Source organism: Micromonospora sp. NBRC 110038 (genome assembly GCF_020884815.1).
Lineage (GTDB): Bacteria > Actinomycetota > Actinomycetes > Mycobacteriales > Micromonosporaceae > Micromonospora > Micromonospora haikouensis.
In genome coordinates, this window is the sequence record NZ_BBOL01000003.1 from 703,246 (window position 1) to 715,771 (window position 12,526).

The following is a 12,526-nucleotide window of genomic DNA, read 5'->3' on the forward strand; positions in this document are numbered from 1 at the left end:
GTCATGATCCGGCCGGCAGGAAGTCGTTGGTGTACGCCTTCGTCGCGTCGACCTCGGTGGCGAGCACCTTCTGTGCGAGCAGCCAGGCCGCGAAGTTGGTCCAGACGTCCTTCTTCTGCTCGCCCCAGCGGGGGGCGTCGTCCTGGTAGCGCGGGCTGAGCCACTCCTGGCTGCGCTTGACCAGGTCGGCGTCGAGTTCCGGGGCGGCGTCGAGGAGGATCTGCGCGGACTCGGCCGCGTTCTTCGCCGCGTACGTGTAGCCCTCGGAGGCGCCGGCGGTGAATGCCTTCACCAGTTCCGGGTCACCGGCGATCCGCTTCTCGTTGGTGATCAGGATCGGGGTGTAGAAGTCCAGTGCCGGATCGTAGTCGCGGACGTACTGGATGTTCACCGGTTCGCCGCGCAGCTCGGCCTCGATGCCGGTCCAGCCGTAGAAGATCCACTCGAAGTCGATGCCCTTCTTCGTCGCCGCGAAGAAGTCGGCGTCGCCGACGTTGACCGTCTTGATCCGGCTCGGGTCACCGCCGTCGGCCGCCACGATGGTACGCAGCAGCGGCTCCTCGAGCGGGCCGCCGAAGCCGCCGTAGGTCTTGCCGACGTACTGGGCGGGGCGGGTGAGGTCGCGGTCCTTGGGCGAGGCGAACCCGGAGGTGTTGTGTTGCACGATCGCGGCGATCGACACCAGCGGCGCGCCCTGGGCGCGGGCCTGGGTCACCGCCTCCTGGTAGCCGATGGCGAACGGGATCTTGTCGGCGGCGACCAGCGAGGAGGCGTCGGCGTCGCCGGGCTGCACGATCTCCACGTCGAGGCCGTGCGCGGCGAAGAAGCCCTTGGCCTTGGCCACGTACAAGCCGGTGTGGTTGGTGTTCGGGGTCCAGTCGAGCGCGACCTGGATCTTGCGAAGGGCACGGTCGGCCGAGGTCGGGGTGCTGTCGCTGTCGGCGCAGCCGGCGGCGGCTACGACGACGGCGGCGGCCGTCAGGGCCAGCAGTCTGCGGCGGGGGAACGTGGGCATGGTGGATCGTCTCCGGTGGGGTGTCAGGGGTGCGCGCCCCGGTTCCGCGCGGGCGCGCAGGGGCGTTTCGGTGGCGAGGGGCGACCGGGGCGGGCCGGATGGGACCGCGGGGGTCGACCGGGCGGGCCGGGGCCCTCGACTGTGGGGGCCGGCCGGCCCGGGTGGCGGGTCAGCCCCGGCGGCGGGGCCGCAGGCCGCGACACAGCGCGCTGGCGACGTCGCAGTTGTCGACGTACGCGCAGCTCGTCAGGGGTACGACGGCGCCGGTCACGAGGGGAACCTACGTGCGACCACAGGCCCCTGACCAGCAAGAGTGGCCCATGCAACATACTTCACCGGTATATCCGGTCTGATTAGTAGGCTATCCGGCGGCGTCGCCGCCCTGGCGCCCTGGCCAGGCACCGCGCTCCGGGCGCCCGGCCAGGGACCCCGTCCGTTACAGGTACGGGCGGGTGATCAGCTCGATCGCGTGGCCCGCCGGGTCCTTGAAGTAGACCCCCCGGCCACCGTGCTCGGTGTTGGTCTCGCCGGGGCGGCGCATCTGCGGATCGGCCCAGTGCTCGATGCCCTGCTCGCACAGCCGTCGGTACGCCCGGTCGAACAGGTCGTCGTCGACCAGGAACGCGTAGTGCTGCATCTGGATCTCCACCGGCGGCTCGGCGAACTGGAGCAGCACGCCGTCGGTGAGCTGGATGTTGGTGAACACGCCCCAGGACGGCGCTTCCGGCAGTTCCAACAACTGGCGGAAGAACCGCGCCGACTCCTCGCGGTCCCGGGCGGCGATGATGGTGTGGTTGAACGTGACTGTCATGCGACTGACCTCGTGGTGCTCGACACGGATGGGGACCTGCGGTGCGCAGGCCGCCGGGAGGTCCACGTGCCGAGCCTGGAGGGTGCCCTGCCGGCACCCGCCGTGCGGTCAGCCCTCCACCGGATCGCCGATCCGTGCGTGGCGAGATGCCGGTCCGGTGTTCACGATCGGTGACGCTACCCGGGGCGGATCGTGACCGCAAACATCATTTCCTTTACCGGGCCGCGCGTGAGCGATCAGGGCACGCCCAGGACCCGGCGGGCCGTGCCGCCGAACAACGCGGCCTGTTCGGCCGGGGAGAGGTCGAGCCGGTCGAGCAGGTAGTGCAGGGCCTGGGCGTACGAGTGGTAGCCGGGGTGCCTGGGCAGCGGATCGAGGCCCGGCAGGCGCCCGGAGACGCGGTGCTGGTCGGTGGCCCACATGCAGCGATCGACGCCGAACGCGTCGAGCACCTGCCGCAGGTGGGGCCAGACGTCCGGATACGGGTAGGGAGCGGCCGAGAGGGTCGGTGCGCCCGAGAGCTTGACCGAGACGTTCGGGAACTCGGCGAGCGCCAGCAGGTGCGCGAGGTCGCGCCAGGCCGGGTCGTCCGGCGTCTGGTAGGGCGGCTGCGCCAGCCCGAGGTGGTCGACGACCAGCGGCAGTGCCGGGTGGGCACGCGCGATGACCGCCACGCCGGGAAGGTCACCGGTGGCGAGCAGGCACACCGGGACCCGGTGGCGTTCGGCGGCGGCCAGCAGGGTCTCGTACGCGCCCGCGCGGAGACGCCCGCTGTTGCCGGGCGGCCAGGTGATCGTCACCCGCAGGCCCAGGATCCCCGGCCTCGTCCTGATCCGCGCCACCTGCTCGGCGATGTCCCGGGCGGTCTCGTCCAACTGCAGCACCGCGGCGAGCCGGTCGGGATGCCGCACCACGGCCGCTTCACACCCCGCCCCCGGGGCGAACAGCGGGTGGCTGACCAGAACGGCCACGTCGACCCCGGCGGCGTCCAGTTGGGCGACCAGCAACTCGCCCTGCAGGTCCAGGAACGACTCGTCGCCGTGGTCCCAGGGCCGCTGGGTGCGGGGCAGGTGCAGGTGGGCGTCGATGATCTCCATGGGCGTGCTCGTCTCGTGTCGTGGCGGTCGGGGGTTCCGGCTCGGCGTGCACCGGCGGGCGTCAGGAGGTGAGGTAGTGCCCGGCGTCGAGGTCGTCGAGCAGCGTGGGATGCGTCGGCTGCCAGTCGAGCAGCGTGCGGGTCTGCGCGCTGGTGGCCGCCGTGTCGTTCCCGGCGAGGGCCCCGAGGAAGCCGAAGTGCTCGTCCGCCTGCCCGGCGGCGATCGAGGTGACGGGCACGTCGAGCTGGCGGCCGATGACCTCGGCGATGGCGCGGAAGGGCACCGCCTCGTCGGCCACCCCGTGCAGCCGGCTGCCGGCCGGCGCGCCCTCCAGCGCGAGGCGGAACAGGCGGGCGGCATCCAGCCGGTGCACCGCCGCCCACCGGGTCGCGCCGTCGGCGACGTACGCCGAGAAGCCCCTGTCCCGGGCGATGCCGACCAGCCGGGGCAGGAAGCCGCGCGTGTCGCCCGCGCCGTGCACGCTCGGCGGCAGCCGCAGCACCACCGCCCGCACGCCCCGCCCGGCGAGCCCGAGCGTGGCCTCCTCGGCGCGGCCCCGGGGGAAGTCCGGGCCGGCGGCGTCGTCCTCGGTGCTTACCCGGCCGGGGGTGAGCAGCGTCGTGCCGGACGTGACGACCAGCGGCCTGCCGGAGCCGACCAGGGCCTCGCCCAACGCCTCGACGGCCCGCAGGTCGGTGCGCACGGCGGCGGCGAAGTCGGTGAAGTCGTGGACGAACGCGGTGTGCACGACGCCGTCGGCGGCGCTGGCGGCGGCCCGGAGGCCGGCCAGGTCCTCCAGCGAGCCGCGGTGCGCCTCCGCGCCGGCGGCGGCCAGGGCGGCGGCCGAGGAGTCCGAGCGGGCCAGGCCGACGACCTGGTGGCCGGCGTCCAGCAGATCGCGGACGACGGCGGCACCGACGAAGCCGGTCGCGCCGGTGACGAACACACGCATGGGGTCTCCTCGGGGCAGGGCCCGGCGCGCCGCCGGGCCGACGCCCACCACGGTGCCGGGCCACACCTGCGGAGGTCCAAAGCCTGTTTCGTACGACGCCATACGCGGCGGGCATCACCGGAGCTAACGGTGCCGGCCTACGGTGGAGCCATGCCCGATCCACCGTCGGCCGCCGACCTCGACCTGCGCCTGGTGCGCTACTTCACCGTCGTCGCCGCGCACCAGCGGTTCGGGCGGGCCGCCGAGGAGCTGCACCTCACCCAGCCCTCGCTGAGCCGGCAGATCCGCCGCCTGGAGCGGCAGCTCGGGGCACGGCTGTTGGACCGCACGCCGCAGGGCAGCCGGCTCACCGGGGCCGGCGAGGCGTTCCTGCCCCGGGCGAGGGAGCTGCTGCGGGCGGCGGCGCAGGCCACCACCGAGGCGCGGGCCGCCGCGCGCCCGCGGCGGATCGTCGTCGGCTGGACCTCGGGCCTGTTCGTCACCCCCGCGGTGCGGCAGTTGCGGCGCCGGCACCCGGACTGTGAGGTGAGCACCCAGCACCTGGACTGGCGGCAGTGCCGCGAGGCGCTGCTCGACCGCCGCGTCGACGCCGTGGTGAGCCGCCTCCCCCTGGCCGCCGAGGGCCTGGCCGTGACGGTCCTCTACGCCGAGCCGCGGGTGCTCGCCGTGGCCCTCGATCACCGGCTGGCCGGGAAGGAGTCCGTCGCCCTCGACGACATCGCCGACGAGCCGTTGCCCCGGGTGGCGGACCCCGCCTGGGACGCGTACTGGCGGATCGACCCGCGCCCGGACGGACGCCCGGCCCCCGACGGCCCGCTGGTCCACGCCGCCGAGGACAAGATCGAACTGGTCGCCTCGGGCCAGGCGGTGGCGATCGTCCCGGCGGGCGCGCGCGGGCTGCGCCCGGACGTGACGACCGTCCGCCTCGACGGCGTCGCCCCCGGCCACGTCGTGGTCGCCGTCCGCGCCGACGACCGCAGCCGGCTCGTCGCCGACTTCCGCGACCTCGCCCGTCGTCACCTGGTCGGCGCGGAGCCGGGCAGGCAGCACTGACGCGGCTGCCGCCGATGGGCCCGACCTCGACCTGCGGGTCGCCGCAGCCCGGCAAGTCCATGGCAGCCGGTCAGGTTAGGCTAACCTTTGTCGGCATGTCGACCTTCCGCAACTCGCCCAACGTCCTGTTCGAGACGACCGTGACGGCGACCCGGCGGCTGTCGCCCGGGTTCGTCCGCGTCACGCTCGGCGACGAACGACTGCGGGAGCTGGCCCCGCACCAGCTCGACCAGCGCATCAAGATCATGCTGCCGGTCACCGGTGACTACCCGGCCGGGCTGCGGGCGGGGCTGCCCGAGCACGGGTGGCGACGCGAGTGGCGGTCCACGCCCGACCGCGAGCGGCCGTTGCTGCGCAGCTACACCGCGTACCGGACCCGGCCGGCGGCGGGCGAGTTGGACCTGGACTTCTACCTGCACCAGCCGCACGGCCCGGCGAGCGGCTGGGCGGCGGGGGCCCGACCGGGCGACCGGCTGATGCTGTCGGGTCCGCACGTGCGGTCCGGCCAGCCCGGGTACGGCGTGCAGTGGGAGCCGGGGCCGGCGACGCGGGTGCTGATCGCGGCGGACGAGACCGCGTACCCAGCGGTGCGGGGCATCCTGCCCAGCCTCGGGCCGGGGGTGCGGGCGACGGTCCTGCTGGAGGCCGGCGTCGCGGCGGACGCCGCCACCCTCGACGACGTGACCGCCGACCACTCGGTCCAGGTCGGGCTGCGCAGCGGGGCCCGGGGCGGGACGGTGCTGACCACCATGGTGGGTGACTGGCTGGTCGAGCACGGTGCGGCGGCAGCCGGGGCGGGGACCGACTTCTACGCCTGGGCGGCCACGGAGAGTAGCAGGATCGCGAACCTGCGCCGCCTCTTCGCCGAGGCGCGCATCGACCCGGATCGGGTTCACACGCAGGGGTACTGGCATGATCGCCCGGCCCGCGAGGAGGCAGCAGATTAGGTTACGCTAACCTAATCCCGCCGCCCTGGCATCACCATAAGTCACCAGACGGGAACCTGCACCATGCGCTCGACAACCCCTCGAACAGCCCGCCGACGCCTCCTCGCCCTCGCCGTCGCCTCGACGACGGCGCTCGTCGTGGCCGCCTGCGGCTCCGCCGACTCCGACCCGGCGGGCGGCGTCGGTGACACCAGAACCGTCGAGCACGCGCGCGGCAAGACCGACGTGCCGAACAAGCCGACCCGGGTCGTCGTCCTCGAACCGGTCCAGCTCGACACCGCCATCGCCCTGGAGATCACCCCGGTCGGCGCGGCCGTGCTCAGCGAGGCCGCCGGCGTGCCCAAGTACCTCGGCGACAAGGCCGCCGGCATCACCACCGTCGGCACCGTCCAGGAACCCAACGTGCAGAAGATCGCGGCCCTCAAGCCCGACCTGATCATCGGCACCGAGTCCCGGCACTCCGCCCTCTACGACCAGCTCACCGCCGTCGCCCCGACCGTGTTCATGGCGTCCCAGGCCGACCCGTGGCAGGACAACGTCAAGTTCACCGCCACCACGCTCGGCGGGGCGGAATCCGCCGACAAGCTCCTCACCGGCTACCAGCAGCGGTGCGCGGAGATCGCCGGGAAGTTCGGCACCGCCGGGAAGACCGCACAGCTCATCCGGCCGCGCGACGGCGTCCTCACGCTGTACGGGCCCACCTCGTTCGCCGGCAGCACGCTGGAGTGCGTCGGCTTCAAGACCCCCCAGCGCGACTGGGAGAACTCCATCTCGGTCGACATCTCCCCCGAGCGGGTGCTGGAGGCCAAGGCCGACCACGTCTTCGTCACCACCGTCGACGTCAACGACCGCAGCACCATCCCGGCCTCGGTCGACGCCAACGCCGCCGCCTTCCCCCGCCTGCACCTGGTCGACCAGTCCTTCTGGATCACCGGGGTCGGCACGGTCGGTGGACAGGCCGTCCTCGACGACCTCGAACGCATCCTCGCCGCGTCGAATTGACCACCACCACACCCGCACGCGCGGCACCGCCGACCACCGGCCGTGCCGCGCGTCGCCGTACCGTCTGGCGCTGGCTGGCCGGGGCGGTCGCCGTACTCCTGGGGTCGGTGGTGTTGTCGGTCTTCGTGGGCGCGAACCCGGTGCCCCCGGCGGACGTCTGGGCGGCGCTGCGGGGCGCGGGCAGCGACACCGCGCAGTACGTCGTCTGGGGACAACGCCTGCCGCGCACCCTCGCCGGGCTGCTGGTCGGCGCCGGGCTCGGGGTGGCGGGCGCCCTGATGCAGGCGTTCACCCGCAACGCGCTCGCCGAACCGGGCATCCTCGGCGTCAACGCCGGAGCCGCCGCGTTCGTCGCCGCGGGCATCGCCTTCCTCGGGGTCACCTCGCCGGCCGGCTACATGTGGCTCGCCCTGCTCGGCGCGCTCCTGGTCGCCACCGCCGTGTACGCCGTCGGCGGCGCGGCGGACCTGCGGGCCACCCCGACCCGGCTGCTGGTGACCGGGGTGGCGACCGGTGCCGTGCTGGCCGGCCTGACCACCGGGATCACCCTCACCCACCCCGACACCTTCGACCGGATGCGCGGCTGGAACGCCGGCAGCCTGCTCGAACGCGACACCGCCGTGGTGCTGCCGGTGCTGCCGCTGATCGTGGCCGGGCTGCTCGCCGGCCTGCTCGCGGCCCGCAGCCTGAACGCGCTCGCGCTCGGCCCGGACCTGGCCGCCGCGCAGGGCGTCAGCCTCGTCCGGACCCGGCTGCTCGTGCTGGGCGCGGTGACCCTGCTCGCGGGCGGGGCGAGCGCCATCGCCGGCCCCATCTCGTTCGTCGGGCTGGTGGTGCCGCACCTGGTGCGCTGGGGCGTCGGCACCGACCAGCGCCGGATCCTCGCCGGCTCCCTGCTGGCCGGCGGGATCCTGGTGCTGCTGGCCGACGTGGTCGGCCGGATCGCCGTGCTGCCCAGCGAGATGCCGGTCGGCATCGTCACCGCGTTCGTGGGCGCACCGGTGCTGATCGCGCTGGCCCGACGGCGACGGGCGACCGCGCTGTGAGCGCCGGGAGCCGGCCGGTCCGCCGCGCCGCCGGAGGCCGCCGGCTGGTGCTCGGCACCGACCGCCGGCACGTGGCCGTCGGCGTACGCGAGGCCGCCGTCTGCGCCGCCGCCGCACTCGTCGTCGCGACGCTGGCGGTGGTCGGCCTCTGGCTGGGCGACTTCCCGCTCCGCGTCGACGAGGTGCTCGGCGTGCTCGGCGGCCGGATCGGCGGGCTGACCCGCACCGTCGTGCTGGAGTGGCGGCTGCCCCGCGTCGCCGCCGCCGTCGCCTTCGGCGCGGCGCTCGGCGTCGCCGGGGCGATCTTCCAGACCATCACCCGCAACCCGTTGGCCAGCCCGGACATCATCGGCCTGGCCAACGGCTCGTTCTCCGGAATGCTGGTCGCCCTGCTGCTGATGGGAGGCGGCTGGCACCTGCTGATGCTCGGCTCGCTCCTCGGCGGCCTGCTGGCCGCGCTGGCGATCTACCTGCTCGCCTACCGGGACGGCCTCTCCGGATTCCGGTTCATCGTCGTGGGTGTCGGCGTCTCCTCGATGCTCGCCGCCACCAACACCTGGCTGCTGCTCCGGGCCGACCTGGAGACGGCGCTCTTCGCCGCCGCCTGGGGTGCCGGTTCCCTCAACACCGCCACCGCCGAGGTGGTCTGGCCCGCCGCCGGGGTCGTCCTGGCACTGCTGGCGGTCACCCCGCTGTGGGCGGCGGCCCTGGCCCAGTTGGCACTGGGCGACGACGTCGCCGCCGCCAGCGGGGTCGCGGTCGACCGGAGCCGCGCCATCCTCGTCCTCATCGCGGTCGCCCTGGTCAGCGCCGTCACCACCGTCGCCGGCCCGATCTCCTTCGTGGCCCTGGCCGCCCCGCAGATCGCCCACCGGCTCGTCCGGGCACCGGGCCTGCCGCTCGCCGCCACCGCCGGGGTGGGGGCGGTGCTGCTGCTCGGCGCCGACCTGGTCGCCCAGCACGTGATCCCGCTGACCGTGCCGGTGGGGGTGGTCACGGTCACCCTCGGCGGCGGGTACCTGCTCTGGCTGCTCGTCCACGAGATCAGGAGGACCAGATGGTCGACCAGCTGAACGCGCGGCTGCGGGCGGAGAACGTCACCCTCCGCTACGACCAGCGGGTCGTCAGCGAGGAGCTGTCGTTCGCGGTGCCGGACGGCTCGTTCACGGTGCTCATCGGGCCCAACGCGTGCGGCAAGTCGACGCTCCTGCGGGCGCTGTCCGGGCTGCTCCGCCCCGCCGCGGGCCGGGTCCTGCTCGACGGGTCGGATCTCGGCGGCCTGCCGGCGAAGGAACGCGCCCGCCGGCTCGCGTTGCTGCCGCAGACCATGACCGCGCCCGAGGGGATCACGGTGCGGGAACTGGTCGGCCGGGGCCGCTACGCCCACCAGCGGGTGCTCCGCCGCTTCTCCCACGCCGACGAGGAGGCCGTCGAGTCGGCGCTGGCCGCGACCGGCACCACCGAGCTGGCCGACCGCCGGGTCGACGAGCTCTCCGGCGGGCAACGGCAGCGGGCCTGGATCGCCATGGTGCTGGCCCAGGAGACGCCGCTCGTCCTGCTCGACGAGCCCACCACCTACCTGGACGTGGCGCACCAGATCGACGTGCTCAACGTGCTGCACCGCCTGGTCACCCGGGGCCGCACCGTGGTGGCCGTGCTGCACGACCTCAACCACGCCGCCCGGTACGCGACCCATCTCGTGGCGATGCGCGACGGCAGGATCGTGGCCGAGGGCCCGCCCGCCTCGACGGTCGACACCGGGCTCGTCACCGAGGTCTTCGGGATGCCGAACCAGGTCGTCCCCGACCCGGTCACCGGAGCGCCGCTCGTCGTGCCGGCCGACACCCGGGAGCCGGGGTTCACCGGCAGGCCGCACGCTACCTCGCGAGGAGTTCGAGGAGCGGTTCGTCCGCCTGAGCAAGGGTCGGTGGGCCGACCGACGGGCTGACCAGGACACGTCGGCAGTGGTCGAGTTCCACGTACAGCTCGCCGCCCATGCCGTCGCTGGCCCGCAGCACAGCGAACCTGTCGGCAGCGCCCACGCACCGTCCGGCCGGAGGCAGCGCGGCCAGCACCGGCAGTAGCGCCTCCCGTTCCGAAGGCGGGAAGGGTCGCCCGTACGCGAACGACCCGGCGGGTTTGCTCCCGCCCTGCTGGCCTGTCGGCACGCGGAACACACACAGCCGCAGCGGTGCGGTCGGCGGGAAGGGCGGCACGATCCGACCGACAGGCGGCCGGCTGCCCTGCTGGCCGGCTTCGGTGGCGACCATGTCCGACCAGGACTGCCCGCAGCCCGAGGCGGCCGCCCCGGCCGACTCGATCTCCCGCACGACGGTCCGGAACGTGATGCTCAGTCGTAGGCTCCGGACCGCCTGCTGGACCTCGGGGAGGGGCTTGCCGCAGCCGTCGACCGGCAGCCCCGGTCGGATCCACCGGCCTGACACGTCGAACAGCAGCAGGTTCGGCACCGACGGGAGTTCCAGGGTGCAGGCGTCGGTGGTGGGCCCGCCGTCAGGCAGGCGCAGGGCGGCGAGCAGGCCGGCCAGCTCGGTGGAGCGCCCCTCGGTGAGGACCAGGTCCGTGCCGCCGTCAGGGCGGCGGGTCGGCTCCTGTCGGCAGAGGACCGCCGCCGTGGCCGGGAAGCCGGTGCCGAGGCGGGGCAGGGTGAGAGCCTCGGTCAATGGGCCAGCGAAAGCTTCGGGCGCGTCGACCGCGCAGGAGGTCCAGCCTGACTCGACAGCCGGCGTTCCGGTTGCCCGGGTCACCGGTGGAGCCGGCCCCGAGTGGGCTGGCGGCCCGGGGACCGCGCCGCACGCTGCAAGCGCGGCCACGGCCACCACGCCGACGACCTCTCGAACGACAGCGCCCACATCATTCCCCAACGATCCGCCGCGCCGAGCCGTTGCGCGGAGTGGGACGACGATCGCCCGCTGGATGGTCTGCGTCGCCACGATCGCCACCTCCAACCAGATCATCTGACGCAAGATAGTCTCATGACAGAAAGTCTTGCCTCAGACGATCCTGCCTCATACGATCTCAGCATGTCGCCACTTCCCGAGCCCCCCACCTGGAACCAGCCGCTGCCCGAGGCACGCCCACCTGCGGAAATGACCATCCACCACCTTCCGACCGGCACGTACGACACCCGTGCCGCCCTCGCCGTCAAAGGGGGATCGTTCCGCGACAAGCGCCACTTCGCCGCGTCCGCCGTCCTCGTACGGCACCCGAAAGGGGACCTGCTGATCGACGCGGGCTTCGGTGCCGGCGTCGCGGCGCACATCGCGATGCTTCCCCGCTTCATGCGCGCCCCCTATGCGGTGGGCCGCACGGTGCGCGAGCAACTCGACGACAGCGGCTACGACCGCAGCCGCCTGCTGGGGGTGCTGCTGACCCACTCGCACTGGGACCACACGAGCGGCCTCGACGGCCTGCCGGGCACGCCGATCTGGATGAACCGCGACGAGCGGCAGTACGCCGCCGCCCCGGACGGAAAGGTCTTCCGTCAGGTCTCCCGGGGCCATCCGATCCACGAGTACGGGTTCACCGACGAGCTGTACCTCGGATTCGGCTCGAGCCACGACGTGTACGGCGACGGCGCGGTGGTCGTCGTCCTCGCGGGCGGCCACACGACCGGCTCCGTGATCGTCTTCGTGACCCTGCCGTCCGGCCTCCGCTACGCGTTCATCGGCGACCTGACCTGGCAGATCGACGGCATCCGCCGGCGGGTCGAACGGCCATGGCTGCTGAGCAGGCTCGCCGACAGCGATCGCGGCCGGCTGCGCCAGGACCTCCTCCGCATGATCGCCCTGGACGGGCTGATGCGGATCGTCCCCGCGCACGACCTCGGCTCCTACGACGGCATCCCGCTGCTGACCCCCGAGGCCGCGGCGCGGTCCCACTGACGACGTACGGTTTCCGCATGCAGAGCCCGCGACCACCGGCACCCGAGCCCATCGGTCCAAGCCCTTCCATCGACTCCGAGATCACCTGGCTTCTGCACCGGGCGGCTCAGCGCATGCGCGCGGCGACCGGTGACGTGGCCGAGGCGCACGGACTCGGGCTGCGCGACTACATCGTGCTGAGCGCCCTCGTCAAGACCCCCGGGCTCACGCAGGGCGAACTCGGCAAATCGCTGGGGCTGGACAAGACCACCCTCATGAGCCAGTTGGATCGCCTCGAACGCAGAGCCCTCGTGGAGCGCCACGGCGCCCCGGGCGACCGCCGCCTTCGCATCCCCGTGATCACCGACGACGGCCGGGCCCTGTGCATGAAGGTGGCCGACGCCTGCGCCGCGGTCGAGACCTCGGTGCTCGACCGGTTCGGCCAGGACCAGGTCCAGGCCCTCCGCCGCATGCTGTTCGCGATCATCGGCGACGTCGAGGACCGGGGATCGTGCCTGTGACCACCAGCAGGGACCATGGGGGCGGCCAACCCCCAACCGGTCCACCACTCTTGGTACGCAGTACGGCATTGGCCATGGCCTGCGGCTTCCGTTTCGGTGGGCCGGAGGCGCCACCATACGAACCGCACCGCCACGATCTCCGACGTCCCCCTCCCACTGGACTTACCCCGCTCACGGACCTCGGGTCGGGCACGATGACCC

Annotated in this window: 13 protein-coding genes; 8 read left to right on the plus strand and 5 right to left on the minus strand. The window is 73.5% G+C overall.

The window, feature by feature from the left end; all coding sequences use genetic code 11:
- Nucleotide 1: 1 nt before the first annotated feature.
- From LPU61_RS14825 to LPU61_RS14840, 4 genes are all read right to left on the minus strand, one after another.
- Nucleotides 2–1,015: an ABC transporter substrate-binding protein gene (locus tag LPU61_RS14825; RefSeq protein WP_043966874.1), complete on the minus strand. Its 1,014-nt coding sequence runs from the start codon at nt 1,013–1,015 to the stop codon at nt 2–4.
- Nucleotides 1,016–1,451: 436 nt separating this feature from the next.
- Nucleotides 1,452–1,826: a VOC family protein gene (locus LPU61_RS14830; RefSeq protein WP_043966872.1), complete on the minus strand. Its 375-nt coding sequence runs from the start codon at nt 1,824–1,826 to the stop codon at nt 1,452–1,454.
- A 236-nt stretch (nt 1,827–2,062) separates the two neighbouring features.
- On the minus strand, nt 2,063–2,923 hold the full coding sequence (locus tag LPU61_RS14835) for an amidohydrolase (protein ID WP_229405196.1): 861 nt from the start codon (nt 2,921–2,923) through the stop codon (nt 2,063–2,065).
- Nucleotides 2,924–2,984: 61 nt separating this feature from the next.
- Nucleotides 2,985–3,875 carry an SDR family oxidoreductase gene (locus LPU61_RS14840; protein ID WP_043966868.1) on the minus strand — a complete coding sequence of 297 codons (891 nt, stop codon included), beginning with the start codon at nt 3,873–3,875 and terminating at the stop codon, nt 2,985–2,987.
- Nucleotides 3,876–4,025: 150 nt separating this feature from the next.
- Between LPU61_RS14840 and LPU61_RS14845 the strand changes: the two genes are divergently transcribed.
- The 6 genes from LPU61_RS14845 (at nt 4,026) to LPU61_RS14870 (ending at nt 9,871) form a co-directional block, all read left to right on the plus strand.
- Nucleotides 4,026–4,928 carry a LysR family transcriptional regulator gene (locus LPU61_RS14845; protein ID WP_229405197.1) on the plus strand — a complete coding sequence of 301 codons (903 nt, stop codon included), beginning with the start codon at nt 4,026–4,028 and terminating at the stop codon, nt 4,926–4,928.
- A 95-nt stretch (nt 4,929–5,023) separates the two neighbouring features.
- Nucleotides 5,024–5,875, plus strand: coding sequence for a siderophore-interacting protein (locus tag LPU61_RS14850; protein ID WP_229405198.1), 852 nt, complete (start codon nt 5,024–5,026; stop codon nt 5,873–5,875).
- 63 nt (nt 5,876–5,938) lie between these two features.
- Nucleotides 5,939–6,877 (plus strand): ABC transporter substrate-binding protein, encoded by a 939-nt coding sequence (locus tag LPU61_RS14855; RefSeq protein WP_043966863.1) that lies wholly within the window; start codon nt 5,939–5,941, stop codon nt 6,875–6,877.
- Entirely contained in the window at nt 6,874–7,923 is a 1,050-nt protein-coding gene (locus LPU61_RS14860; RefSeq protein WP_229405199.1) for an iron ABC transporter permease, read from the plus strand. Before LPU61_RS14855 ends, LPU61_RS14860 begins: the two co-directional genes overlap by 4 nt.
- The gene (locus LPU61_RS14865) at nt 7,920–8,996 is read left to right on the plus strand and encodes an iron chelate uptake ABC transporter family permease subunit (protein ID WP_229405200.1); all 1,077 of its coding nucleotides are present in this window, start codon (nt 7,920–7,922) and stop codon (nt 8,994–8,996) included. The genes LPU61_RS14860 and LPU61_RS14865 overlap by 4 nt, the downstream gene beginning before the upstream one ends.
- Nucleotides 8,993–9,871 carry an ABC transporter ATP-binding protein gene (locus tag LPU61_RS14870; protein WP_199486189.1) on the plus strand — a complete coding sequence of 293 codons (879 nt, stop codon included), beginning with the start codon at nt 8,993–8,995 and terminating at the stop codon, nt 9,869–9,871. Before LPU61_RS14865 ends, LPU61_RS14870 begins: the two co-directional genes overlap by 4 nt.
- Here the strand turns inward: LPU61_RS14870 and LPU61_RS14875 are convergent.
- Nucleotides 9,801–10,604, minus strand: coding sequence for a hypothetical protein (locus LPU61_RS14875; protein ID WP_229405201.1), 804 nt, complete (start codon nt 10,602–10,604; stop codon nt 9,801–9,803). The two genes, LPU61_RS14870 and LPU61_RS14875, sit on opposite strands and share 71 nt — an antisense overlap.
- A 102-nt stretch (nt 10,605–10,706) precedes the next feature.
- Here LPU61_RS14875 and LPU61_RS14880 point away from each other — a divergent pair, with 102 nt between their 5' ends.
- Both LPU61_RS14880 and LPU61_RS14885 read left to right on the plus strand, forming a co-directional pair.
- A complete protein-coding gene (locus LPU61_RS14880; protein WP_229405202.1) occupies nt 10,707–11,825 on the plus strand; it encodes an MBL fold metallo-hydrolase in 1,119 nt (372 codons plus the stop codon).
- Between the two features lie 17 nt (nt 11,826–11,842).
- A complete protein-coding gene (locus LPU61_RS14885; RefSeq protein ID WP_229405203.1) occupies nt 11,843–12,325 on the plus strand; it encodes a MarR family winged helix-turn-helix transcriptional regulator in 483 nt (160 codons plus the stop codon).
- The last annotated feature ends 201 nt before the right edge of the window (nt 12,326–12,526 follow it).

Bases quoted from the DNA above. Each gene is read 5' to 3' on its own strand.
- LPU61_RS14835 (WP_229405196.1), bottom strand. From the start codon at position 2,923: ATGGAGATCATCGACGCCCACCTGCACCTGCCCCGCACCCAGCGGCCC.
- LPU61_RS14855 (WP_043966863.1), top strand. From the start codon at position 5,939: ATGCGCTCGACAACCCCTCGAACAGCCCGCCGACGCCTCCTCGCCCTC.
- LPU61_RS14825 (WP_043966874.1), bottom strand. From the start codon at position 1,015: ATGCCCACGTTCCCCCGCCGCAGACTGCTGGCCCTGACGGCCGCCGCC.
- LPU61_RS14830 (WP_043966872.1), bottom strand. From the start codon at position 1,826: ATGACAGTCACGTTCAACCACACCATCATCGCCGCCCGGGACCGCGAG.
- LPU61_RS14850 (WP_229405198.1), top strand. From the start codon at position 5,024: ATGTCGACCTTCCGCAACTCGCCCAACGTCCTGTTCGAGACGACCGTG.
- LPU61_RS14885 (WP_229405203.1), top strand. From the start codon at position 11,843: ATGCAGAGCCCGCGACCACCGGCACCCGAGCCCATCGGTCCAAGCCCT.
- LPU61_RS14840 (WP_043966868.1), bottom strand. From the start codon at position 3,875: ATGCGTGTGTTCGTCACCGGCGCGACCGGCTTCGTCGGTGCCGCCGTC.
- LPU61_RS14845 (WP_229405197.1), top strand. From the start codon at position 4,026: ATGCCCGATCCACCGTCGGCCGCCGACCTCGACCTGCGCCTGGTGCGC.